The organism is Kocuria sp. CPCC 205260 (assembly GCF_040981045.1).
Taxonomy (GTDB): domain Bacteria; phylum Actinomycetota; class Actinomycetes; order Actinomycetales; family Micrococcaceae; genus Kocuria; species Kocuria palustris.
Genome location: NZ_JAVKPT010000001.1, coordinates 301,386 through 325,973, shown reverse-complemented (window position 1 = coordinate 325,973; position 24,588 = coordinate 301,386). Strand labels below are relative to the sequence as shown.

The following is a 24,588-nucleotide window of genomic DNA, read 5'->3' as shown; positions in this document are numbered from 1 at the left end:
CTGCTTCTGGGATGCCGGGCCGCGGTCGTGCTGCTGTGCGGGCGAGGCTCAGGCCCCGGGCTGGGGCTGGTCGTCCTGGGACTTCTCGTCCTCGAGATCCGGGGCCTCGTAGCCGGGAGCCTGCTCGGGAGCAACCTGATCGAGCACCCCGGAGCCGTCCGGGCGGCGCAGCGCCTGGGCGATGTTCTGCTGCCGGCGCGCGGTGCGACGGGTCCGGGCCGCCTCGACGTCCTCGGGCTCGAGCTCGTCGTCGAAGAGCCGGACGTTCTCCTCGTCCGTCATCCCGATCCGATCCAGATCGTCGCGCAGCGCCGCCGCGGCGGCGGCCTCGACCTCCTCCTGGGCCTGCTCGTCCTCCTCCTCGTCCTGCTCATCCTCGAGGTAGCTGGCGATGCGCGAGGCGTAGAGGTTCTCGTCGCTGCCGGCCCGGTTGGCCAGGTCCTCCTCGTAGTCGCGCTGCTCCTGCTCGATCGAAGCGGCGATCTCCTCGGCCGAGGCATCCAGCGGGGAGAGCTGGACGGGCTCGTCGTCCTGGACCGGGCCCTTGTGCTGTGCGCGCGGGTCCTCGAACTGCTCCAGAGCCAGCTCCTCGTCGGTGAACAGCGAGTCGTACTGGCCCTGCGACGTCCGGGCCGGGCGCTGCGACCACATCTCGTGGGCCTGCTGCGGGGTCGAGGTCCGCGATCGGTCCGCAAAATACTCGGCCATGTCGTAGCGGGTGTTCTCCATGTCCAGCTTCAGGTCGGCCGCGTCGTGGATCTGCAAGAACACGATCGCCGCGTTGGTGCCGTCTTCGCGTCCGGACGGGCCCACGATCACAGCGTCGGCCTCGATGGGCAGCTGCCACTCGATCCCCGTGATCTCCTCCGGGACCGTGAAGTCCTGCCCGAAGTAGCCCTTCCGGACCAGGCCGGCGAGCTGGTCGTCGGTGAACTCGTAGAACCCGCTGATCCGCTCCTGTCCGCGGTCGTAGCTGATCTCGGTGATATCCCACGGCATCGGATCCTGCGGCACCACGGAGATCAGATCCCCGGTGGCCTGCAGGTACGGCCGGTAGTTCAGCTCGGAGCCGTGGTGGCCCAGCGTCACGGTGTCGATCATCACGGTGGCCTCGCAGGCCTGGTTCTGCACTCGGGCCAGGTTCAGGTCCGTGCGGCGCATCACCCGATCCGACCAGATGTTGCTCATCAGCAGTCCGGAGGTCTGCATCACTTGCTCCTCTTCTTGCGACCTGCGCCGCGATTCGTCGTGGTGGAGGGGGTCTTCTTCTGGACGGCCTTGGTCGCAGGGATCTCGACACGCTTGGGCTCATCTGCCGGCAGCGCGGTAGCACGTCCGACTCGACCGGCCGCTCGCCACAGCCAGCGCATCCCGGCGATCTCCGCGACCGCGATCATCACGGTGATGAAGACGAAGGGCATCAGCCACAGCGCGATCAGCCCGGCGTCGTTGAGCGACATGTCCGCGGTGCCGGACTGCTGATGCAGCCAGGCCCCCAGCAGCGGGATGAACGTCAGCGCCGTCACCGAGACGGCTATGTAGTCGAGGATCACCACGAGGAAGCGCAGCACGAATCGGATGAACCGCCCCGGGTGGGCGTTCGACTCCTTGGACCGGTTCATCGACGAGGTGCGCAGCCGCGTGCGCAGTCGGCTCAGTCGAGACGGGCCCTTCTCGGCGGCCTTGTCGGCGTCGGCCTTCGTGGAGGCACCGGAGGCGGCTCGGGCGTCGCGCTCGGCCAGCACATCCTCGATCTCGGGAAGCGGCTCCTTCTCAGCCACATCCTTCTTCGCAGTCATCATCGTCGCCATCTTGGGGTCCTCTTCTTCGTCGTTGTCGTGGTCGTCCAAATACTCGAGCCGATGATCATCGGCTCAGGATCAGTCCTGGGAGTCGTTCTCGTCGCTGGCTGCTGCCTGGTCCTCATCAGCCGTCAGCCGCTGTGCAGTGGTCTCAGAGGCCAGCTGCCCGGAGGCGTCGGTCAAGCGCCCGTCGCGATCGGTCGTGTAATGGATCAGCACGATCTGCGGACTGGCCTCCGAGTCCTGCTCGGCACTTCCGTCGGGGACCGGATCCAGCTGAGCGCTCAGCAGCAGCTCATGCGGGCCCGTGGTGTCATCGGCCTGCTCCGCCGAGGAGTCGTCCTGCGCCGTCGACCCGAGGTCTTCTGCCGGCAGGATCTGCAGATCGGCGACGCGGTAGCGCATCGGGTCTGCGCCCAGCTGCGGCGTCGTGGCCGTGGCCGAGACCAGATCCGGCAGGAAATCGGTGAGCAGCTGAGAGTCGCTGCCCAGCCCGGAGTAGCTCGTCGCCAACAGCTGCGCGGAGCTCTTGGTGCCGTTCGTAGAACCCAGAGACGCCGTCACGCTGTCGATCAGGTCCTGACCGGTCGCCACGTCGGCGGCCGCGCGCTCGGACTCGTAGCCGGGCAGCTGCGAGAGCGTGTCCTGGTACTGATCCGCCAGGCCCTGGCGAGCATCCGCCTCAGCAGACTGAGCCTCCTGCAGCTGCGGCTGGGCCTGTTCATCGGCGACCGCGGTGCTGTCGGTGCTCACGGCGTGCACCGCGCTGGCCACACAGCCGGCGCAGACCACTCCAGCGGCGATCATCGCGATGCGCTCACGTCGGTTGAAGCCGACCCAGCGAGGTCGGGATTCCACAGGAGCAGCGTCCTGATCCGAGTTCTGAGCCTCCGCGTCGCTGTCCTGGACGGCAATCTCTTCCGGATCAGCTTCGCCGAACAGCTCGAAGACCTCATCGTGGGAGGACTCGTCCTTGGCGCGCTTGGTGCGTCGAAGCCGGCGCTTGCTGGGCTGTCCGTTGAGCAGTCCCATCAGGCACCCACCTTCAGCTGTGCGGCGTCGCCGTCCTGCGTGGTGCCCGTGACGAGCCCGTGCATGCTGTCGGACCGCGGATCGAACTCAGCAGTGGCCCAGGCCAGCAGCACTGGAGCGTCGTCGTCCAGCGTGTCGGTCTCGTAAGCAGAGAAGCGCACCGGCACCGTCCCGTCCTCGTTGATCGTGGCCGCACTGTCGACCGTCCAGGTCACCGTGGAGTCGAAGCCCTTCGAGCCGAAGCCCACGCCGGCGTCGGCCTCCACATCAGCGGCCGCCAGATACCACGGGCCCAGCGCCTCCGCATCGGTGTCCTGGAAGTAGGGCTCCATCTGCCGGGCGAGGTCATGCACCTGATCCGCGTCCATCGACGAGGCTTCATCGATCGCCGCGGTGTCTCGAGCTGCTCCGGTCTGCAGATCCACGATCTGCTGCGCGGTCTCGCTGGCCTGGGCCACCACACCGGCCGGATCATCGACGCCGGTCAGCACTTCGGTGCGCGACTGCGCATCGCGCTCACCGGCCTGGGCCGCGTCGTAGGCGGCCACCGTCGAGTCGAACGGCACCGACGGCTCGGTGAAGATCGCGGTGCCGATCAGGCTCAGCACGCTGAGTCCGGCCGCGCCGGCGACGATGATCCGTGTCGTGGGGTGCGTGGTGAGCACGAGCTCGCGCACACGTTCGCGCGGCGAGGGCTTCGGCTCTTCGACCACCGGCTCCCGTGGTGCAGAGGACGCCACGAAGCGCCGAGGCTGCACCGTCGATGCCTGCACAGGATCATCGGACGGCGCACTCGTGCTCTGTGTCGCAGGCATCTGCAGTCCACACCCTCTCTCTTCTCGGGAATCCTCTCGAATACGAGGCTAACTGTATCAACAGTTGACCCAGAAAGGCAGTCGAGAACTCTTTCGAGAAGCAGGAATGTCGAGATCGCCTCAGGAAGTCCGCGTGACACCGCTGGAAGCAGCGCCATCGAGATCCGTGACGATGCCGTTGCTGTCGATCGTCAACTCCAGCAGCACCAGCCCGGACGTGCTGTCGGAGCCGTCCGGAGACGAGGACGAGTCCACGGCCTCAGAGGTGATGTCCGTGTCGACCACGACCGTGTAGCGGTACTTGTCGGCCATCACGGACTCCAGACCGATGGTCGTGTCAGAGACCGAGCTGTCGATCCCCATCACGTCGAGGTAGTACGTCCGGTCCCCGTTGCCGTCCACGTTCGAGGCCGCCGGCGGCATGAACTGCACGAAAAACGGATCGTCCTCGCTCATGCCGAGTTCGTCGATCAGATCCGCTCGAGCCTGTGCGTAGGAGGCTCCCGAGTCCCAGGTCCCGATCTGCTCGGCCAGCCGATCGATCACCACGGCGTCGTCATCCATCCGCTTCGGATCAGCTCCCAGAGCCGTGTGGATCTGCTCGTCCTGAACCGTCTCGACCGCGGTACTGCGGCTGTCGAGCTCGTCCTGAGCAGCCTGGTGATCCTGCTGAGCCCCATGCAGCGCCGAGTTCTGCGAAACCAACAGCAGGCTCGCCCCGATGGCCATCAGCACGACCACGACCAGCAGGATCAGATTCACCAGCCCCGGCCGTCGTCTCGGGCTCGAGGACACAGCGTCGTCGGGATCGTTGCGCGAGACCTGCGTGCTCATCGGCTCTCCTCCGTGTTCGTGTCGCCGGAGCCGTCCGGGCGCAGTGCGTCCGTGTCCGCCTGGGACGCATCGGCGGCCGGTGCATCCACCTCGCTGCCGGCCACCGTGGTGGTGACCTGGATGTCGGAGAAGACGCCGGCGCTCGTCTCGTCTCCGACCGTCTTGTCGTCAGCCGTGTAGACAGCCTCGGCGAAGGCAAGCACCTCATGGGTGTCCGCATCCCGGGCCGTGAACACGACGTCGGCGCTACCCAGCGTGCCGGGATCCGGCTGAACGTCCAGCTGCGGGGTCACCGAGTCCAGCTGCCAGGCCCAGCTGTCAGCAGCCGCCACGTCGTCGCCGTCGTAGCGCACGAACCAGGGCCAGCGCGGATCCAGCTCAGCCACCGGATTGAAGAGCGTGCCGGTCGTCCACTGGTACGGATCCTGATCAGTGACCAGGTAGTCGTCCTCGCTGATCAGCCCGGCGAGATCCTCTCGATGCGCCGCCACCGCCTCATCGGCCACCGTGGGCGTGCCGTCGTTGGTCGGGGTGGCCTGATCCGCGGCGCGCTCCAGGACGCTGAAGCGGTTCTGCGCACTGGCCAGAGCCCGGCCGCGCTCATCGGCCTGCGTGGCCACCTCGGTGATCCGATCCTGCAGCGAGGTGTCCGCCTCAGGGTCAGTCGGTAGGTCATCGATCTGCGTGCGCAGCTGCTGCGTCTGGGTCTGCTCATCGCTGATCTGCGTGTTCAGGTGATCGAGGCCGAGTCCGACGCCGACTGCTGCTGCGGCCAGCACGACCACGAGTCCGCCGGTGAGCAGACGCTGCTGCCGGCGGATCTTCACCTCTTCGGGCTGATCACTGCGGGCTCGAGCCCGCTCCTGGAACCTCGCCTCGAGGTCCTGAGGCGAGACCGGCTTGTACGCCGCACGGAACTGCTGGCGCAGCGAGGGCTCATCTGCCTTCGAGGACCCGGAGGGCTTCTCGGAAGACGAGGACTGCGGCTGCGGATCTGCCACCAGAGCCACCTCTCTCTTTGACTGATAGACGAGTCGAGTCTATCTCAAGTCGCCTCTCGGCAACTACGCGATGCGCCTTTCGTCTTCTCGGGTCGTCCTCACGAGAAGAGCCCGGTCCGCACTGAGTTCTCAGTACGGACCGGGCTCGCAGGCCTGGCCTCAGGATCAGGCGGCCAGACCCAGCGACGCCAGATCCGGCAGCGCAGCCGCATCCACCGACGTCGCGTCGTCGCTGGCAGCGTCATCGCCCGAGTCGCTGTTGTCCAGGCCGGCGTCCTTGCGGAGCATGTCCGACATGTCCAGGAACTCCCAGTTCTGGGCCTTCCACTCGCTGGCCTCGACCCAGCGCACGCGACCCGGGAACTGGCAGTAGCTCGCCTCGCCGATCAGGATGCGATCGCCCTTCACACCCAGCACCACGCCGGTGTGACCGGCCGAGGAGCCCACGCCGTTGGAGAAGACCGAGTAGGGCTTCGGCGTGGCCGTCGGCGTCTTGCCGATCCTCGAGCCCACAGAAGAGGCCACGTCCACGCCGTTGCCGGCCGCGTAGGACTTGTCGTAGGTCGTGTACTTGGTGATGAAGTACCAGGAGAAGGACGTGCAGTTCTCGAGGTAGGACCCGTTGCACTTGCCGGGACCGCCGCCGCCGAACTCCGCGGTAAGCACGTCATCGCCCTCCTTGTTGTAGAGCTCCGTGATCTTGCGCGCCTCCTCGGCCTCGACACCGCCGTCCTTCAAAGCGCCGACACCGGCTGCACCGCCAGCCTCATCCGAGCATCCGGCGTTGATGAGGTCGACGCCGGAGGTGCCCAGAGAGATCAGTCCGTCGATCAACTTCTGGGCACCGGAGGCCGACTCGGAGTCGACGTCCCAACCGGACATCTTGCCCATCCACATCTTGGCGTCGGCCTGACGCTCGGCCATCATCGCGGCGTCATCAGCAGAGCGCTCCCAGTTGTCGTGGAAGAACTTCGCCGCGTCCTCGGGGCTGCCCTTGGAGTCCTTGATCATGTCCTTGAACACGGCCACGTCCGAGGGGTTGTCCCCGGCGGCCATGAAGGCCAGCTGCGTTTCGATCGCGTACCAGTCGGCGTCATTCTCCTTGGCGAAGTCGACGAGCATCGGCGTGCGGTCGTTGGACCACTGTCCCAGTCCGATGCCGCCGTGGGCCTGACCCGGGATGTGCGTGAAACCGCCGTCCTGTGCCTTCTTCTTCTGCGGGCCGATCTCGAACGGCTCGGAGAAGATGCCCTCCACCGACGTGGCGTCGATCCCGGACTCCTGCGACCAGTTACCGAGGATGCCGGCGATGTTCTCCTCGGGCATCCCCATCTCGGAGAGCACCGAGAACACGATCTTGGCGTTCTTCTCGGTGTCGGCCGAGACCTTCGTCGTGGAGGCCGTCACCGCCGAGTTCGATCCGCCCAGCATGCACTGCGAAGCCGAAGCATCCACACGATCGTCGCGCACGTTGCTCGCCGTGTTGATGACGCCGCCGACCAGGGCCCCGACCAGCGTGAAGGCCGTGGCCATCGTCGTGACGCCGGCGGTGGCGACACCGGCAGTGCCGACCGTCGCGGCACCGCCGAAGAGCCCGCCGGTCAGTGCAGCGCCGATGTTGAGCACCGACTTGCCCAGGGCCATCAGTGTGCCGGTCAGCTTCGACAGCCCGGCCGTGACGTAGCTGCTCACGAAGGCCAGCAGCATCTGACCCAGGTTCAGCGCGAACGCCGCGGCAGCGAAGAACATCGACTTCAGGAACGCGATCAGGGCTGCGATGTTCAGCCCGATGAAGATGCCCGGCACCGCCACAGCAGCACCGGCGGCACCGGCGCGCTTGACGTTCTTCTCCACCGCGCTCGAGCCGTTCGGGGACTCGCCGTCCTTGCCCGGCTCCTTGCCCTTGGCGTAGCTGGTGCCACCCACGCCCAGCTTGGCCGCATCCGGCGAGGGAGTCAGCACGTCCGAAGCCGTCTTGGATCCGGGCACCTTGTCCAGCTTCTCGCCGGCCTTCCGGGTAGCCGACTTCACGGCTGCGGCGCTGGTCTCCTTGATCGATGCGCCGTTGGCCAGATCCTTGGCCGTGCCCACGCCCAGCTGCTTGGTCCCGAGGCTGGGGCCAGCCGCCTTGGCACCGCCGGCAGCAGCGCCACCGGCAGCACCAGCAGCACCAGCAGCGGCAGCGCTCTGACCCCCGGAGCCCACCGGCAGCTGCTTGAGACCTCCGCCGGGGGAGCCGCCAGACGACGCCGGGCTGTTCGGAGCAGCCGGAGCCTTTGAGGAGGCCGGGGCCGCGCCACCGGACTCACCGGTCGGAGCCGGCGAAGAGCCGCCAGCCCCGGAGGGCCCGGCATTGTGCGGCAGCACCGGTGCAGCGCTCTGCGAGGATCCAGCGGCACCGCCGCCGCTGTCGGGCCCGGGCTGCGCGGCAGATCGAGGGCTCGAGCCGCCGGCATCAGTGCCACCGACGGCAGCCGTCTGCCCGGCCCCGGAGCCTCCCTGGCTCGGTGCCGCGACAGGACCGGTTCCACCGGCGTTCGAGCTGGCCCCGGAGCCAGCGCCCTGCCGGGCCGCGTTCGAGGACCCCTGAGCCTGCTCACGAGCACCAGCCGAAGCGCGATCCTGAGCAGTGCCTGCTCCGGTCGCAGATGCGTTCGAGCCCTGGGACGCCGCAGCATCCGGGGGTCCGCCGACCTGCTTCTGCGAAGCCTCCACCGGCTTCGACTCTTCGTGAGCCATGACGTCCTTTCGGGACAGATCCCGCTGCATCAGCGGGAGGATCAGTAGGTCAGGAAGCCCTCGTCGTTGTTGACCGAGGTGTTGGACTCCACGCTGCGCACGTCGACATCCAGGGACAGCAGCTCCGAGAGCAGGTCCGTCTGGTAGGTCGCCTTGTCGGTCGCATAGGCCTCGTAGGCCCCGGAGAGGTTGTTCATGGCGCTGAACAGCGGCTGCATCGATCGCGCCGAGCTGTCGTAGTCATCGGTCAGCGAGGAGCCGTCCGACAGACGCCAGGTCATGTCCGCCACGGAGGAGGCACCTGTGTCGTCCGAGCTGTCGGAGGCATCGCCGGAGGAGGCCGCAGCCTCGTTGCGCTCGTTCAGGAACTCGGAGACCGACTTGCCCTTGGGCACGATGTCGTCGAGGTAGCCGTCGTAGACGTTGCCGGAGCGCCAGTCGAAGTCGTAGCCGCCGGGGTCGACCTCATCGGTGCGCAGCTGCAGCGTCGAGGTGTCGTCATCGGACTCCTGCGCCGACTCGCCGTTCACCTCGTCGCCGTCGATGAACGAGGGGACCGTCGGCGGACGCAGGAACAGCCCGTCGACCTTGGTCGTGGCCAGATCGTCCTCGTAGGAGTGCGCGCGCTGCAGATCGGCTCGCATCAGCTCCAGCTGGCTGTCCAGACGGGAGCGCACGTCCTTCTCCTGGTCCTTGACCACGATGTCGTAGTAGGCCTGCGCCGGGTCGAACTGCGAAGCGTCGAGGGCCGGGATCTTCTGCACGCCGTCAGCGCCCGGGTTCACGTACACGCGCCACTGGTCGTACTGGTCGAAGGAGGTGTCGCCGCCGCGCATCGCGATCTCGTTATCACTGAGCTCCTGGGAGGACGCCTCCTCGTCCGGGCGGGTCAGCTCGGTGTTCGAGCGCATGGTCAGGTTCATGACCTGCTCAGCGAACGGCTCGTCGGCGGTGAGCAGCACGCCCACGTAGCCGGTGGAGCCCATGACGTAGAAGGAGCCCTGCAGACCCTGGGTCTTCAGGTCCTGGAACGACAGGTCCATGCCCGCACCCATCAGGAAGGCCTGGTAATCGTCGGCGTTGTAGCTGATCGGGGCTTCTTCGTCGAACTTCATCATGATCAGCACCTTGTCGCCGGCCTCGTTGCCGTAGAGGCCGGTGACCTCCCCGGAGAGGTCCGTCTTCGAGGTCGTGAAGGTCGAGGTGTAGACCGTCTGATCGGCCAGCACGGCTTGGTTCGACATGTAGGCCGAGCTCCCGGAGGCCCCGACCAGCAGCAGTCCAGTCACTCCCAGCGCCGAGATCATGACCCCGAAGCGCTCTGCCCCGTGGTGCGAGTCCAGCCGCAGCGTCTTGCTGACCGCCTGGGCTCTCTTCTTGATGTCCATCTGCCTGCCTGCTCCCTGTTCGTCCTGTGTCGTAGCTGCCGTGTCAGTGCTCTGCGACTCGAGTCATGTGCCGATGCTCGAGGCGCAGTCGTCGCATGGGTCCTGCGCTGTGCCTGAAGCGAAGAACCGGGCCGATGAAGGTCAGTGACCCCCGTCGACCCGGTTCGTTCCTTCGAGGTGCTCTGCTCGGTGACCGGCTCAGAAGCCGGTGAGCGCCGAGTCCGCCCCGTCCAGCTGATGGACCACCGCGGTGCCCGAGCCCAGGTCTCGGATCGTGGTCTCACCGCCGGAGCCCAGGTCGGACACCAGCGACCAGCCGCCGCCGACGAACGCGCCCGAGGCGATGAGCAGCAGGACCAGGCGAGACCACTTGGCCTCCTGGGTCTGCTGCTGCTCGGAGGCCATCAGCTTCTTGATCGCCAGCACGGCGAAGACGATGAGTCCGACCACGCCCATCAGGATGATGAGCAGGCCGCCCCAGCCCTTCAGCGTGGAGGTGGCGCTCTGCAGGAGGTTGCCCACATCGAACGCAGCCGGGGCCAGCGTGAGAGCGGTGGTCTGCACGGAATCGCCCACGGCGGTCGCCGCCGGGGCCAGCGACGTGAAGTTCTCGAGCATTGTCATGTGTCCTTTCGGGTCCGACGCCTCACGGTCAAGGCGGCTTCATCCTGACTTGGTCCAGTCCTCTCGACGTGGTGACGAGAGGATCGTCGGCAAAGACGGTGCAGCCTTGAGCATCGACCTCTTGTGCCTTGTGCGAAGCTGCACGGGCTCCTTGGGGACCCGGCGGCGATAACCTTCGTCACCACCGACCCGACTGGTTTACGTGCGTCTTCTACAAAAACAATCTAACTCATGACTCGAGTCATCTCACAGTCCTCTGCGAGAAGTTGTCGAGAAAGTGTCCAGTGATCCTCGACGCAGGCCTGATCCGGGTGCCTGAGGGCCCTCGTCTCTCACGTCATCAGGCAGAGACGTCGCAGGTCATCGCGCAGAAGCGGCCCGAGTGCCGACGAGCGCGCGACGGTAGGCTGAGCGGCAATCCGCTGCCTGCTTCCCTCGCTCCAGGAGTCCGCGTCCGCAATGTCTGCCGTGCCCGAACCCACGCCCTCTGATCTCTTCGCGGCTCGTCTGCGTGCAGCACGAGAGGCCGCCGGCATCTCCCAGGCCGAGCTGGCACGACGCATCGCGGCTCTGCAGGGCACCAACCTGGAGTCCACGGCCATCACCCGCATCGAGCAGCAGACGCGCGCGGTGCGCCTGGAGGAGGCCGTCTACGCGGCTCGAGCCCTGGATGTGCCGCTGCTGAGCCTGCTCCATGAAGATCCCGTGGCGACGATGGATGCCCAGATCCAGCGCCATCTCGACGAGCTCGCCGTCGCCGAGCAGCGCTTCGAGGCGGCCCGGGCCGAGAAGGATCAGATCACCCGCAGCATCGTGGAGCTGCAGCGCCAGCGCGCCAGCCTCAGCGACCCGCGACGCGCCAGCTGAGCCTCACAGCCCGAGGCTGTGCACCGAGTTGCGCTCGGCGGGGGAGTGCTCCCGGTCGTAGAGCTCCACGGTCGCCGCGCGCTGCCAGCGACCGGCTCGCATGATCTCGGCCGTATCGGCACCGCCGCGTCGAGCCTGCGTAACGTGTCCGGCACGCAGCGAGTGGAAGCCGTAGGGCCGCGGGTCGATCCCGGCAGCGGCCAGTCTCGTGCGCAGCATCGTGTGCAGCGCATCCCCTGAGACGGCCCGATCGTGAACCCGGGCGTCGTGACGATTGCGGTAGGTCGCCGGCAGCAGCGGCCTCGGCTCAGTGAGATCCGCACTGGTGATCAGCCCGGGCCCGCCTTCGGCACCGCAGACGTGCTCGCGGTCCTGGTAGCTGTACAACGCCTTCATCATCGACTGCCGGCGCGCTGAAGCGTCCGGCTGCTGCGAGAGGCTCAGCAGCTGCACCCAGCGGTGCAGCGCGCAGACCGGGCAGCTGACAGCCTTCGTGCCGTAGGGCAGCACCACGATGTCCGGATGCTGGTTCTCCTGATCGGCCTTCGACTTGCCGACGCGCACGTGCACGCCGTCGTGGTCATCCAGGTGCAGCTGCGACAGATGCAGGCCTGCAGCCTCCGAGCGGCGCAGGGCCCCGGCGAAGCCCAGCCACAGCGCCAGCGTGTCCCGATGCGCCGAAACGCCGATCGGGTACACGTCGTGCTCCATCGCTGCGATCACCCGCAGCACGTCGTCTCGCAGCAGAGCTCGACGCTGTGCAGGCCTGGCGGCACGCAGTCGGGACAGCCCGCGCACCAGATCGCGCACGGATTGATGCGCCGTGGGATCCAGCAGTCCGGCCCGCAGGTGCACGTGGGCGATCCCGGCCAGGTCCTGGCGCACAGAGGAGACCCCTCGAGCCGGGGTGCCGTCATCATGAGTCTGCTGGGCCAGCCAGGCCACGTACCAGCCCACCGTCTGCGGATGCGCCGGCAGAGCATCCAGGCCGTGCTGGTCCGTGAAGCCCTCGAAGCTGCGCCAGGCCCGGTCGTAGGCCCGCAGTGTGGCCGCGGAGAGCGTGTGCTCGCTGAGATCCTCAGCCACCTCCTGCAGCTGCGCCAAGGCCCCGGGCAGACCAGCCTCGTCCTTCTCGTCGATCGACTCCGGTGCGACCGCGGCCGCCACTGCTCGCATGCTCATGCCTCCAGTCTCTGGATCCGAGTCCGCTCCGCGCTACGGCTGTCGCTGGCAGGTCTCTGATAACGACGCTTATCAGGCCATGCAGACTGACTGGTCTCGCGTGACACGCTGAGACCCATGGAGCATCTGCCGGAGCTGTGGATCGACTGGTGTGCGGCCACCGGCACCTCGATCGAGACCGATGACGCTGCGACGATCGAGCGCTTCGCCCGCATGGCTCAGCCGTCCCGGGATGTGCTCGTTGCACTGTGTGCAAGAACCTCAGGACAGGCTGTCGAACGCACAGCGCCGGCTTGGCCGGTGATCCTGCACGATGACCAGCAGGCGCTGGCACGGACCCTGCGCAACGGCACAGCCTCGGTGCAGCTGGCGGGGCCCGACTGGCAGCACCGCGTGCGCCTGCGACGGCTGCTGGCGATCGCTGTGCTGATCGCGCCGGTGCAGCTCGGGGGAGCAGCCCTGTCTCGCAGCGAAGTCTCAGGACTGATGCCGCCGCGGCTGGCGGAGATCCGCGAGCAGCTGGGCTGCCACGACGATCCAGCCTCGTGCCCGCAGTGCATCCTCTGGTCGTGGCTGCAGGTGCTGGGGATGAACCGCCACTGGTCCCGGACGGCCGTGCGCGAGCACGAGAGCTTCCCGGACCGTCTCGATGAGCCGCAGCATCGGCACGAGCTCGAGGACCCCGAGCCGGACTGGATGCTGTGGTCGCGGGAGGCTTCCCTGGTGCCGGCGATGGATCGCCACGGCTACCTCGAACTCCACGCCTCGCTGCATCCCTCGTCGCTGTCGGTGGTGATCGCCCGGATCGCAGACCTCGGCGCGCGGGCCCCGGCTCAGCAGATCCCCGACGGCCGCCGACTGGGGCGAGCCGCGAGTCCGACCGTCTCGGCCGCCAGGGAGTGCGAGATTCTCGCTGAGGCCGATGCGCTCAACGCCCGGATGGCCCGGATCTTCTCCTCGCTGAGCTGAGCTGCAACCGGCCTGACCCGCAGTGCGAGGCCTGTGTCAGGAAATCTCGCGCTACGGGTCAGTTTGCAGGTCAGTTACCGTTTGCAACCGGTCCCAGTCTCTGCATATTGCCTAGTCAGAACCGGTTTCCGTGCCCCGGGAGGGATTCGAACCCCCGACCAAGAGATTAGAAGGCTCCTGCTCTATCCCCTGAGCTACCGAGGCGGGCGCGGAACAGCTTATCGAACAGCTCGCGCCGACCGTGCACCCTGCCTCCACAGCAACAAGATCCGGGCTTGTGCCTGCAGATGCCCCCAGATGCGTCGGCGCCGCCGCCGGGGGCGGGGCATGGCGGTCCAGTCTGAGCGGACTCCGGGGCGCTGCCCGCACGAGCAGGCTCCGGCGACCATCGGCCGAGCGGCTCGTCTCGGCCCTCACCATCAGGAGTTGCCATGTTCGACACCCTCACGGTCCGCGGCTTCGCCGCCACCAAGCCCGATCTCCGCAATCTTCCCGACGGCACTCCGGTGGCGTCGTTCCGCCTGGCCTCGACCCCGCGGCGCTTCGACACCGAGTCGAACTCCTGGGTCGATGTGGGCCCCACCAACTGGTACACCGTGACCTGCTTCCGGCGGCTGGCGGCGAATGCGGCGTCGTCGCTGAAGGTCGGCGACGCCGTGCTCGTGATGGGCCGGCTGCGCCTTCGGCCCTGGACCACCAAGGAGGGTCAGGAGCGGCTGACCGTCGAGATCGACGCGACGGCCCTGGGCCCGGACCTGGCGCTGGGCACTGCCACCTACAAGCGCTCCGGTGCCGGTTCCGACAGCTCGCGCGGCGAGGGCTCGGACGCCTCGCAGCACAGCGACGACTGGGGCGACGGGTCCCGCTCGGTCGACCCCATGACCGGCGAGATCCTCGACGACGGGAACGACGAGCACGACGGCCGCGACGGGTCCGGCTCCGATGCCGGGGGCAGCTCCGAGGACGCGCATTCGTGGGAGGGCGATCCGCAGGAGCTGCTGGCCGGTGCCGGGCAGGGCTCCATCTCCTGAGTCGGTGTGCGGACAGCAGGTCCGTGCCGGGTCTGCAGGGCGCTCGCGGCGCCTCCCGCTTGGGTGCTCTCAGGGGCAGGGGGAGGCGCCGCCGGGGTGCGGAGCCCGGCCGAGGGGACTGGACCCTGGGCAGATGCTCAGGCGGTGTGGCTCCGGCTGTCGTCCCCGACGGGTAACCTGAGGGCCATGGCTGAATTCATCTACACCATGAACAAGGCCCGCAAGAAGGTGGGCGACAAGGTCATCCTCGATGACGTCACGATGTCGTTCTACCCAGGCGCCAAGATCGGCGTCGTGGGTCCCAACGGCGCGGGCAAGTCCACCATCCTCAAGATCATGGCGGGGCTCGACGAGCCCTCCAACGGCGAGGCCCGTCTCTCACCCGGCTACTCCGTGGGCATCCTCCAGCAAGAGCCCCCGCTGAACGAGGACAAGACCGTCCTCGGCAACGTGGAGGAGGGCGTCGGCGAGATCAAGGCCAAGCTCGACCGCTTCAACGCCATCTCCGAGGAGATGGCCCAGCCGGACGCGGACTTCGACGCCCTCATGGAGGAGATGGGATCCCTCCAGACGGACATCGACGCCGCGAACGCCTGGGATCTCGACTCCCAGCTGGCCCAGGCCATGGACGCCCTGCAGTGCCCTCCCGGCGACGCCCACGTGAAGAACCTCTCCGGAGGTGAGCGCCGCCGCGTGGCGCTGTGCAAGCTGCTGCTGGAGAAGCCCGACCTGCTGCTGCTGGACGAGCCCACCAACCACCTGGACGCCGAGTCCGTGCTGTGGCTCGAGCAGCATCTGGCCGCCTACCACGGCGCCGTGCTGGCCGTGACCCACGACCGCTACTTCCTGGATCACGTGGCGGAATGGATCTGCGAGGTCGACCGCGGCCGCCTGTACCCCTACGAGGGCAACTACTCCACCTACCTGGACACCAAGGCCAAGCGCATGGAGGTCCAGGGCAAGAAGGACGCCAAGCAGGCAAAGCGCCTCAAGGACGAGCTCGAGTGGGTGCGCTCCAACGCCAAGGGCCGCCAGACCAAGTCCAAGTCGCGTCTGGCGCGCTACGAGGAGATGGCCGCCGAGGCCGAGAAGACCCGGAAGCTGGACTTCGAGGAGATCCAGATCCCGCCCGGACCGCGTCTGGGCAACCTGGTCATCGAGGCCAAGGACCTGCAGAAGGGCTTCGGCGACCGCTCGCTGATCTCGGATCTGTCCTTCACCCTGCCCCGCAACGGCATCGTCGGCGTGATCGGCCCCAACGGCGTCGGCAAGTCCACGCTGTTCAAGACCATCGTGGGCAAGGAGCCGATCGACGGCGGCGAGCTGCGCATCGGCGACTCCGTGAAGATCTCCTACGTGGATCAGAATCGCGAGAACATCGACTCCGAGAAGTCGCTGTGGGAGGTCGTCTCCGACGGCCTGGACTACATCCACGTCGGCCAGGTCGAGATGCCCTCGCGCGCCTACGTCTCCGCGTTCGGCTTCAAGGGCCCGGACCAGCAGAAGAAGGCCGGCGTCCTCTCCGGCGGTGAGCGCAACCGCCTGAACCTGGCGCTGACCCTCAAGCAGGGAGGCAACCTCCTGCTGCTGGATGAGCCCACCAACGACCTCGACGTCGAGACCCTGGGCTCTCTGGAGAACGCGCTGCTCGACTTCCCGGGCTGCGCCGTGGTCATCTCCCACGACCGCTGGTTCCTGGACCGGGTGGCCACCCACATCCTGGCGTGGGAGGGCACCGAGGAGAAGCCGGACAACTGGTACTGGTTCGAGGGCAACTTCGAGTCCTACGAGGAGAACAAGGTCGAGCGCCTCGGCGAGGAGGCGGCCCGTCCGGGCCGCATGACCCACCGCCGCCTCACGCGCGACTGAGCTGCTCTGCCGCGGCCCTCGCACCGCGCCTCGAGGGCCCGTCGTCATCCTGCACCGGATGACGACGGGCCCTCGTCATCATGTGCGCTGGTTCGGATCAGCCGCGGCACCGCCCCTGGCTCGGGCGCCCTGCAGAGCCTCGCGAGTCAGGAAGGCAAGCTGGGCGGTCTTGTCCGGAAGCCGGATCTGCGTGCCGAGCTCGAAGCCGGTGCGCTGCATCCTCCGCACCGCTCGCCAGTTCGAGGCATCGGGCTCGGCGACCACGCGCCGGGTAGCGGGGTCGGCGAAGAGGAACTGCGCCAGCGACTCCGCCAGGGCAGAGGTCAATCCGGGCTGCGGCCGCCGGGCCGGGGCGAGGAGCAGGTGCATGCCCAGATCCCCGGCCCGCGGCAGATAGGCCCCGCCGATGGGGTCGGCGTGCGGCTGATAGGTCTGCAGCAGCCCCAGGGGGCGGTCCTCGAGCTCGAGGACCCAGGCGTGGTGGCTGTCGGAGGCTGCGATCTCGGCGTAGATCGCCGAGACCGTCTCCGCGTCCAGTCCTCCCATGCCCCAGAAGACGGCGTGCGGTGAGCTGACCCAGCCGTGCAGCAGCTCGGCATCGGCCAGGGGATCCACCGGTCGCAGGCTCAGCAGGGGAGCGTCGGGGCCGAACCCGGGGGCACCGGTGGACTCCTCTGCGGAAGCGCCGACCGGAGCCTCGGACGTGACCTGCGCGGCAGGACGGCGCAGGTGCAGGCCTCCCAGCGGGTGCAGACGGTCAGTGGACGCCGGAGCCCCAGGCGGCACCCACGGCAGCGCCTGATCGATCTCGCCTGCCGCCCACCGATCGAGCGGTCGCGAGCCCAGCTGGCCGCGGTCCACGGGGTCCGGGGTGATCCATGCCGCGGCGGCCGGGTGCGCCAGATCCCACAGCACCCGCGCCGAGGGCACACGAGCGCAGCCTGCGCCCAGGCCCGGCAGCACGCCTGCGGCCAGCAGCGCATCGGAATCCCCGCCGACGGGCACGGGAGCGAAGGGCAGCAGCTGGTCGCAGGCCCTCCACGGGGCGAAGGCGTGCTGCACTCCCCACGGGGAGCCGGACGGCCTGTCCATCTGCGCCGCGAGCTCCTCGAGCGCCGCCTCGGCGCAGGGGCCGGGATCCAGCCCCAGCCCCGGGCCGAGGGTGACGATCGACTCGAGGGCCAGCCCCACCCGAGGGGTGGTCCCGAGCAGGGGATCCCACAGGGGCGGCAGGCCCGTGGCGCCGCGCAGCGGCTCGAGCGCCGGATGGCCCGCGAGGTGCCGGGCCAGCAGATCCCGCCACTGGGCCGCGTGCGCGGCGACGACGGAGTCCGCGGCCATCTCCCCGTCCCACTCGAGCAGCTCCTGGCGCACGGCCTCGACCTCCGATCCTGCAACGGGGCTGGACGAGCCGGCGGTGCGATCCGCGCAGGGGCCGGCGGCAGGATCGACGGTCCCGCCGGCGTCGTCGTCGGAGTCCTTCTGCGCGTCAGCCGGAGCGAGCAGCGCGTGCACCAGACCCAGCAGGGACGACGAGCGCGTGTCCAGCTGGGCGCTGAGCAGGTCCTCCGCCGAGATCGCACCGCTGTCCGCGAGCGCCTGGCGCAGCAGGTGCTCTGCGCGCCGGGCGCGATGGGGAGGGGCGCACCCCAGGACGGATCCGGCCGCGATGGGATCCGGGGGCCGCTGATTGGCGCGCACGAGCAGGTCGTCGACGTCGCGGGGCTCGGGCAGCGGGCGCGCGGCCGCACCGATCACGGCGTGCACGCACCTGCCCCTCGTGTCGGCCGCGACCAGGTCGTTGACGGGCACCGCCCAGCCTTGTGCCGCGGCCAGGACATCGGCAGCGGTGCCGGCGCCGAGCAGAGTGCGGCAGGCGCTGAGGGCCGTGGCCGCAGAGCTTGGCGACAGCTGCTCGGCTGCCGTGCGCACGACCAGCACGGACGCGGCGCCGCCCTCGGGCAGGTCCGACAGCGCAGCCTCGCGCTCGCTGCTGCCGGGCAGGACCCGACCCTGGCGGCAGCGACGAATCACGCGCAGTGCGCCGGTGCTGTCCCGGAACCCGGACTCGATGAGAGGCTCACCGGTCTCCTGCAGGACCAGCTGCCCGCCACAGCGCACCACGGTGATCTCGGCGAGCTGCTCCGTGACGGCCATCGAGGCGGTGATCGCCCATGCCGCTGATTCCGTGCGCCCGAAGTGCGGGACGCCCGGCAGGCCCACCAGCGCCAAGCCCCGAACGCGCACACCGGGGCACGACAGGCACACCGGCTGGTAGGGCCCCGACTCCTCGACGATCCGGTGCGGATCGGCCGCGATCATCGGGGCGCCGGAGGCGCTGAGCCGCCCCGGGACCAGCCACGCATTGGATCCGGCCGTGCGGGGGCTCTCCGCGTCCAGGGCGTCGAGCCACTGCGCTCCGAGCTGCCGGCGCACCCGGTGGCGCCACAGCTGCTCCGGCAGACTTCCCGCCAGCAGGTGAACGTCCAGGTGCACCGCGATCGGCGTCCACGGCTGCCAGGGCCGGGGAGGACGATGACCGAGGCCCAGGGACTGCACCTCGGGGCTTGCTGCCCAGGCCTGCGACAGCTGCGAGCTGACCCCGCGCGCGTAGCCGGCCAGGAACACGCGGTCCTGAGACCCGGCGGCCTCCCACCAGGACCGCGCCGTCTCCTCGATGCCGAGGGCGGCGCTGAGATGGTCGCCGTCGTCGTGCTCCGAGCCCAGCAGATGCCCGCTGCGGGATTCGGCCCGGGTGCGCAGGACCTCCAGCTGCCACACCCGGTCGCGGGCGGTCACGGCCCCGTGACCGAAGGCCAGCGCCTCGAGGTCGCGCGCCTGGACGTGCGGCACGCCGTGCGGGTCGCGGAACACGGCCCACCCGTCGCCGGAGAGCTCGCAGCCGTGCGGATCCGGATCGGTCATGGGCGGCTCGCCGCCTCGTCCCGGCACTTGACCTCGACGCCGGCCGGACTTCCGATCTCGTCCGAGGTGGGGCCGACGCCGCGGAACTGCGCCAGCGGATTGCGGATCCGCCCCACGAGGATCTGGGAGCCCAACGGGTCCGTGAGGCTCACCATGGACTGCGGGTCGCGCAGCTGGAGGCGGTTGAGGCACGAGTGGGCGAAGTCCTCGCGGAAGAGATCGTGACCGCGCCACAGCTCGGGATGGGCCGCACGGTGCTCGTCGAGCACCTCGGCGGCCGCGCCCCAGAACCGCTGCTCGTCCAGCACGCCGTCGGCGTGCAGCAGCGCACCCAGGTGACGCAGCACCCCGTCCAGGACGTCGGTGTGCACGGACAGCTCCTGGGACTCCGGCTCGATCAGGGTGCGGATGCGCTCGATCTGCGGAGGCAGGGGCTGATCATCCATCACGGCGATCTCCTCGCCGAGGTCCTTCCAGAAGGCGCCGACCGGCAGGCCGTCCTGCAGGCGCAGGATCACGTTCTCGCCATGGGGCATCAGCGCGATCGAGCGCGAGAGCACGAGATGCGCGACGGGCAGCAGGTAGACCTTCAGCAGAGCACGGATCCACGTCTCGGCATCGACCCCGCTGCGCTCGATCCAGGCGCGCGCCAGCGGCACGCCGTTGCGATCGGTGTGCAGGACCCCGGCGAGGCTGGCGGCCTGCTCCCCGGGGGCCAGCCGAGCGACCGGGGATTCCCGCCACAGCGCGGCGAGCTGCTTGGTGTGATCGCTGCGCAGCCCCGAGCGGTGCTGGGCATCGCCCACCCATCCCACGGCGCTGCGCTCGCGCAGGACCTCCACGCCGCACTCCCTGAGGACGGGGTCGGCCGAGACGATGTCGTCGAGCCAGTCGCTGATGGCGGGCATGGCCTCCATGTAGGCCGGCGAGAGCCCGCGCAGGAAGCCCATCGAATGCACGCCCAGCGCGGTCTTGGCGTAGTCGCGGGCCGGATCGTCCATGTCCAGGAAGGTCCGCACTGACTGCTGGGCGCGCCAGCGGTGCTCGCCGGGGCCCACCAGGATCAGATCCCGGCGCAGGACGTCCGGCAGCATGCCGGGCAGGATCCGGTGCTCCCACTGCCAGGGGTGCAGGGGGATCGGCGTGTAGTCCTGCGGGTCCTCGCCCGCCTCCCGCACGGCAGCGCGGAAGCGCTCGCGCTCCGGGCCCAGCAGGTGAAGCTCCATGTGCTCAAGGTCATCCATCTCACGGCCGAGCGAGAGGACGCAGCCGCTGCGGCGGGCGGCGAGCCACACCAGCGGGGTCGGCTCCGGGGCCTCGGGCGCCCACCGCTCCTGCTGGGCGGCGCCGAAGCCGATCCGGCCGGAGCTGGCGACGAATCCGGGGTGGCCCTCGTGCAGATGCTGCTCGACGAGCTCCAGGGGGCTCGCGGCGAGCTCGCGGGAGCTCGGTGCGGGTCGGGCCTGACGCCGGGCGGAGGTGAGCTGCGTGGCGGAGAGGTCCTCCAGGTACAGCGGCAGCACCCGGTCGGTGAGCTCGAGGACCTCGCGCAGATCCAGGATCGCCTGCTGGGCGTCGAGATCGCGAGGCGCTGAGCCGGGGCAGCCATCGTCGTCCAGGCGCTGGATCGACGACGGATCCACTCGCCAGTGCTCCATCGGGTGGCGGCTCGCGCGGAAGCGCCAGCGCGGCGTGCCGGTGTGATCGTCCACGACCCAACCCCCCGCCTCCGGACGCGGCGCGAGGATGCGCTCGTGGGCGAACTCCGCGAACAGCTTGGCCAGGGTGAGCCGCTGCAGCTGCTCGGCGCCCTCGGCATCCAGGTTCGGGGCAGGCGTGGGTCCGGCGGAGCTCGCGGTCTCGGCTCCGGTCAGGGCGGTCTCGGTCATCGGGGATCCTCCTCGCTCGCGGGATCGACGGTCAGGGTGCCGGCCGACGGGTGCTCGGAAGCCGAGGTGCCCTCGGACGTCTCGGGCGCTGCGTCGGCCGCGGTGCGCTCGCGCACGGACAGGCAGGCGGTCTTCTCCGGCAGCTCGAGGGGTCCGAGCTCTCGGAAGCCGGCGCTGCGGTTCACGGCGCGGATCGCATGGTTGGTCTCGTCCGGCTCCACGACGACGCGCTGGACGGACGGGTCGCTGAACAGCAGCCGCAGGGCCGCCGCCATGACGGCCGAGGACGTCCCGGGCACCGGATCCTGGGCCGGGGCCATGAAGAAGTGCAGCCCGACGTCGCCGTCGCGCACGCACCAGTGCTCGGCCAGCGGGCTGCGTGCGGGGTCGTAGGTCTCCACGAAGCCGCGCCGCACCGGATGCTCGGGATCCGAGGCCACGATCTCCTCGACGAGCCAGGCCTCCATGTCATCGGCGCGCTCGATCGCCTCGAAGACCTCTCGGATCCGCTCGGGGCTTGCGCCGACGAGATCCCAGGCCCTGGCCCGAGGCCGGCTCAGCCACTCGTGCAGCGCGGCGCCGTCGCGCTGCGGGTCCACCGGACGCAGCATGAAGCGGCGCCCGTCGATCTCGGCGCAGAACGGCTGGGCCTCGGCGGTGCGGGGGCCCCAGTGCTGCTGGGGCAGGCGGCCGAAGCTCTGGAACATGGTCCGCCGCTCCGTCCGATACGGCTGCCGACCGGTGACGTGGCCCAGGACGATCGCATTGCGCAGCGCGCCCATGCCGAGATCCGGGGCGGTCAGGGCGTGGGTGTGCTCGGTGTGGTTGAGCACGTGCAGGGTGCCGTCGGAGCTGGCTCGGTGCCATCGGTCCGGGCTCAGGCGTCCTGCTCCGTCCAGGCTGAGCTGAGCGCGCACGGGCTCCAGCCACGGCAGGGGAGCAGGGGCGTAGCCGGTGCCGGCCACGACCGCGTCCGTCACGGTCTCGCGGCTGCGTCCGGTCTCGATCGAGCGCCAGGTCAGCAGCGTCCGGGCGTCGTGCGGGGCGGCGGCCACGAGCTCGGTCGCGGCCAGAAGCCGCACCGGGGCACGCCCGCCGGCCGCGCGGCGGACGTGCAGCGCCTCGTAGATCCGGGTGATCGTCTCTGCCGAGATGCCGCGGTGCAGCTGCGGCTGGGCGCGGTTGATCGCATCCCGCTGATCCTGCGGAAGGCCCCGGAAGTGATCCAGGTATTCGGGGGAGGTCAACTCGAGCGAGAGCTCGGAGTACTCCATGGGGTAGAAGCGCGGGGAGCGGGTCACCCAGTCCACGGCCGGGCCGTGGGGATCCTCGAGCAGATCGACGACGACCTCTGCGGCCGACTGCCCCGATCCCAGCACGGTGACATGATCCTGCCCGTGCAGCCGGTCCTGGTGGGCCAGGTAGTCGCCGGCGTGCAGGACCGCATCGCCCGCAGGATCCAGCGCCTTCGGCAGGGTGGGGATCGTGCCGGCCCCGACCACGAGGTGGCGGGTCCACCAGAGCTGCTCGAGACCGTCGTCGTCGCGGGAGCGGACCTGCCAGGCCCCGGAGCCGGACGGGCGACGGACCTCGAGGACGTCCTGGCCCCAGTGCAGTCCCGGGACGCGGGAGGCGGCCCAGCGGCAGTACGCGTTGTAGTCGCGTCGCAGCGGATAGAAGGACTCGCGCACGTAGAAGGAGTAGAGCTGCCCCGTCTCCTTGAGCCAGTTCAGGAACGAGTGCTCGGAGGTGGGATCGGCCATGGTCACCAGGTCCGCCAGGAAGGGGACCTGCAGCGTCGCGTCCTCGAAGAGCAGCCCGGGATGCCAGTCGAAGCCAGGTCTGCGGTCCAGGAAGGCGGCGCGCACGTCCGGCAAGGGATCGGCCAGGCAGGCCAGCCCCAGGCCGAAAGGCCCGAGGCCCACGCACAGCAGGTCCAGCGGCTCGTCTGCGGAGCCCGTCTCGGCGGTGGAGCGCATGGTCATCGGATCCTCTCTGCGGTCTGGGCCATGTCGGGATGCGGCTGGGCAGCGCGCTCGGCGAGCACGGCCTCCCCGGCCCGGTGGACGTCGTCCAGGACGGCGCGCAGGTCACTGAGCTGAGCGGCAGGGTTCAGCAGCGTGAGCTTGAGGCAGCGCTGACCATCGACCACGGTCTCGGCGACCGTGGAGGAGGCGTCGTCCCACACTCGGCGCCGCACTGGGCGCACGAGAGCCTGCGGGTCCGAGCCGTCCAGGGGCAGCCAGCGGAACAGCACCGTGGACAGCGACGGCTGCGCGATCAGCTCGAAGCGCGGATCGGCCGTGATCTCCCGGGCCGTCTCCTGGGCCAGGGCGCAGCAGCGATCGAAGAGGTCGCCGATCCGCTCCGGGCCCATGGCGCGCAGGGTCGTCCACAGCTTGAGCGCATCGAAGCGCCGCGTGGTCTGCAGGGAGCGGTCCACCTGGTTGGGCTCCGGGGTGTCGGCCGGATTCAGGTAGTCGGCGTGATGCGTGCAGTGCCGCAGCGTGCGGGGATCGCGCACGATCACGGCCGAGCAGGACACCGGTTGGAACCAGGACTTGTGGAAGTCGATGGTCACCGAATCGGCCTGCTCGATCCCCGCCAGGCGCTCCCGCTGAGTCGTCGAGGCCAGCAGGCCGCCGCCGTAGGCGGCGTCGACGTGCAGCCAGGTCCCGGACTCGGCGCAGAGCCGGGCGATCCGCTCGAGCGGATCGATGGCGCCGCGGTCCGTGGTCCCGGCGGTCGCCACGACGGCGGCCGGGACCAGGCCCTGGGTGCGCAGATCCTCCAGTGCGAGCTCGAGGGCCTCGGGAAGCATGCGGCCGTCGTCGTCGACGGGCACCTGGACCACGGCATCGTCGTCCAGGCCCAGGATGTGCGCTGCGGTGAGCACCGAGAAGTGGCTCTGCTCGGAGGCCAGCAGCCGCAGCCGAGCCGCGCGCACGGGCCGGGGCTCGGCTCGCGGGGTCGCCGCGGAGCGCTCGAGCGCCTCGTCCCGGGCAAGCATGAGCGCCTGCAGGGTCGAGGTCGTGCCGCCGGGGGTGAACATGCCATCGGCGCCGTCGGAGAAGCCGATGCGCTGCGCGGTCCAGGCCAGCAGCCGCCGCTCGATCAGGGTGGCCGAGGTCGACTGGTCCCAGGTGTCCACCGAGGTGTTCACGATCGCGGCCATGGTCTCGGCGGCCACGGCGGGCACGGCCACCGGGCAGTTGAGGTGGGCTGCAGTGCGCGGCAGATGGAACCACACGGCGTGGCGCAGCCAGAGCTCGTCGAGCTCGGCCAGCGCGGCGTCCAGATCCCCGAGCGGCCGGTCGAGGTCGATCGGATCGATCAGCGCGGTGAGCTGGTCGAATCCGGCGGGGGAGTGCGCCGCGCCTGCCTCGGCCAGGCGGGCCGAGGAGGTCCGTGCGGCGGAGGCGACGGCCTCGCGCAGGCGCGGGGCGGTGGCAGCGGCGAGCAGATCGTCCTGCGCGGAGGCTGCGACCGTCGGCGGCCGGTGGGTCGCAGAGTCGGTGCGGTCGGGGGCTGGGGGCATGGAGCAGACTGCCTTTCGCCGTGGTCCGCGAGGGGACCGGTGGGACACGGGTCGTCACGATCGGGGGACACGGGGTGTTCCTC

The 24,588-nt window shown here is 69.5% G+C and carries 18 protein-coding genes and 1 tRNA gene; 4 read left to right on the top strand and 15 right to left on the bottom strand.

Features of this window, described 5'->3' with window-relative positions; all coding sequences use genetic code 11:
* Positions 1-48: 48 nt before the first annotated feature.
* The 9 genes from RF645_RS01390 to RF645_RS01350 all read right to left on the bottom strand — a co-directional run bounded on the left by RF645_RS01390 (position 49) and on the right by RF645_RS01350 (position 10,229).
* Positions 49-1,209, bottom strand: coding sequence for a hypothetical protein (locus tag RF645_RS01390; RefSeq protein ID WP_278857219.1), 1,161 nt, complete (start codon positions 1,207-1,209; stop codon positions 49-51).
* A complete protein-coding gene (locus RF645_RS01385) occupies positions 1,209-1,781 on the bottom strand; it encodes a hypothetical protein (RefSeq protein ID WP_278857218.1) in 573 nt (190 codons plus the stop codon). Before RF645_RS01385 ends, RF645_RS01390 begins: the two co-directional genes overlap by 1 nt.
* Before the next feature lie 99 nt (positions 1,782-1,880).
* On the bottom strand, positions 1,881-2,834 hold the full coding sequence (locus RF645_RS01380) for a hypothetical protein (RefSeq protein WP_368818440.1): 954 nt from the start codon (positions 2,832-2,834) through the stop codon (positions 1,881-1,883).
* Positions 2,834-3,547 carry a hypothetical protein gene (locus tag RF645_RS01375; protein WP_368818439.1) on the bottom strand — a complete coding sequence of 238 codons (714 nt, stop codon included), beginning with the start codon at positions 3,545-3,547 and terminating at the stop codon, positions 2,834-2,836. Before RF645_RS01375 ends, RF645_RS01380 begins: the two co-directional genes overlap by 1 nt.
* Before the next feature lie 222 nt (positions 3,548-3,769).
* Complete coding sequence (locus tag RF645_RS01370) at positions 3,770-4,483, bottom strand: hypothetical protein (protein ID WP_368818437.1); 714 nt, start codon at positions 4,481-4,483, stop codon at positions 3,770-3,772.
* Complete coding sequence (locus RF645_RS01365) at positions 4,480-5,484, bottom strand: hypothetical protein (RefSeq protein ID WP_368818436.1); 1,005 nt, start codon at positions 5,482-5,484, stop codon at positions 4,480-4,482. The genes RF645_RS01370 and RF645_RS01365 overlap by 4 nt, the downstream gene beginning before the upstream one ends.
* A 165-nt stretch (positions 5,485-5,649) precedes the next feature.
* Positions 5,650-7,689, bottom strand: a complete 2,040-nt coding sequence (locus tag RF645_RS01360; protein WP_368818435.1) for a phage tail tip lysozyme — start codon at positions 7,687-7,689, stop codon at positions 5,650-5,652.
* 575 nt (positions 7,690-8,264) lie between these two features.
* A complete protein-coding gene (locus tag RF645_RS01355) occupies positions 8,265-9,611 on the bottom strand; it encodes a hypothetical protein (RefSeq protein WP_368818434.1) in 1,347 nt (448 codons plus the stop codon).
* Between the two features lie 198 nt (positions 9,612-9,809).
* On the bottom strand, positions 9,810-10,229 hold the full coding sequence (locus RF645_RS01350) for a hypothetical protein (RefSeq protein ID WP_058871047.1): 420 nt from the start codon (positions 10,227-10,229) through the stop codon (positions 9,810-9,812).
* A gap of 474 nt (positions 10,230-10,703) precedes the next feature.
* Here RF645_RS01350 and RF645_RS01345 point away from each other — a divergent pair, with 474 nt between their 5' ends.
* A complete protein-coding gene (locus RF645_RS01345) occupies positions 10,704-11,102 on the top strand; it encodes a helix-turn-helix domain-containing protein (RefSeq protein ID WP_350870922.1) in 399 nt (132 codons plus the stop codon).
* 3 nt (positions 11,103-11,105) lie between these two features.
* On the opposite strand, the gene RF645_RS01340 is transcribed toward RF645_RS01345, so the two are convergent.
* Positions 11,106-12,284 (bottom strand): tyrosine-type recombinase/integrase, encoded by a 1,179-nt coding sequence (locus RF645_RS01340; protein ID WP_278857205.1) that lies wholly within the window; start codon positions 12,282-12,284, stop codon positions 11,106-11,108.
* Positions 12,285-12,401: 117 nt separating this feature from the next.
* Here RF645_RS01340 and RF645_RS01335 point away from each other — a divergent pair, with 117 nt between their 5' ends.
* Positions 12,402-13,253, top strand: a complete 852-nt coding sequence (locus RF645_RS01335) for a hypothetical protein (protein ID WP_368818433.1) — start codon at positions 12,402-12,404, stop codon at positions 13,251-13,253.
* Positions 13,254-13,384: 131 nt separating this feature from the next.
* On the opposite strand, the gene RF645_RS01330 is transcribed toward RF645_RS01335, so the two are convergent.
* Positions 13,385-13,457 (bottom strand) — tRNA-Arg (locus RF645_RS01330).
* A 227-nt stretch (positions 13,458-13,684) separates the two neighbouring features.
* Here RF645_RS01330 and RF645_RS01325 point away from each other — a divergent pair.
* Positions 13,685-14,284, top strand: coding sequence for a single-stranded DNA-binding protein (locus tag RF645_RS01325; RefSeq protein ID WP_058871036.1), 600 nt, complete (start codon positions 13,685-13,687; stop codon positions 14,282-14,284).
* A 186-nt stretch (positions 14,285-14,470) separates the two neighbouring features.
* The gene (ettA, locus tag RF645_RS01320; RefSeq protein ID WP_058871035.1) at positions 14,471-16,153 is read left to right on the top strand and encodes an energy-dependent translational throttle protein EttA; all 1,683 of its coding nucleotides are present in this window, start codon (positions 14,471-14,473) and stop codon (positions 16,151-16,153) included.
* A gap of 78 nt (positions 16,154-16,231) precedes the next feature.
* Here the strand turns inward: ettA and RF645_RS01315 are convergent, their stop codons facing one another.
* The 4 genes from RF645_RS01315 to RF645_RS01300 are packed head-to-tail and all read right to left on the bottom strand — an operon-like array spanning position 16,232 to position 24,505.
* On the bottom strand, positions 16,232-19,078 hold the full coding sequence (locus tag RF645_RS01315; RefSeq protein WP_235586734.1) for a GNAT family N-acetyltransferase: 2,847 nt from the start codon (positions 19,076-19,078) through the stop codon (positions 16,232-16,234).
* Positions 19,075-20,967: an IucA/IucC family siderophore biosynthesis protein gene (locus tag RF645_RS01310; protein WP_058871034.1), complete on the bottom strand. Its 1,893-nt coding sequence runs from the start codon at positions 20,965-20,967 to the stop codon at positions 19,075-19,077. Before RF645_RS01310 ends, RF645_RS01315 begins: the two co-directional genes overlap by 4 nt.
* On the bottom strand, positions 20,964-22,952 hold the full coding sequence (locus tag RF645_RS01305) for a GNAT family N-acetyltransferase (protein WP_235586733.1): 1,989 nt from the start codon (positions 22,950-22,952) through the stop codon (positions 20,964-20,966). The genes RF645_RS01310 and RF645_RS01305 overlap by 4 nt, the downstream gene beginning before the upstream one ends.
* The gene (locus tag RF645_RS01300) at positions 22,949-24,505 is read right to left on the bottom strand and encodes an aspartate aminotransferase family protein (protein ID WP_368818432.1); all 1,557 of its coding nucleotides are present in this window, start codon (positions 24,503-24,505) and stop codon (positions 22,949-22,951) included. Before RF645_RS01300 ends, RF645_RS01305 begins: the two co-directional genes overlap by 4 nt.
* Between the last annotated feature and the right edge of the window lie 83 nt (positions 24,506-24,588).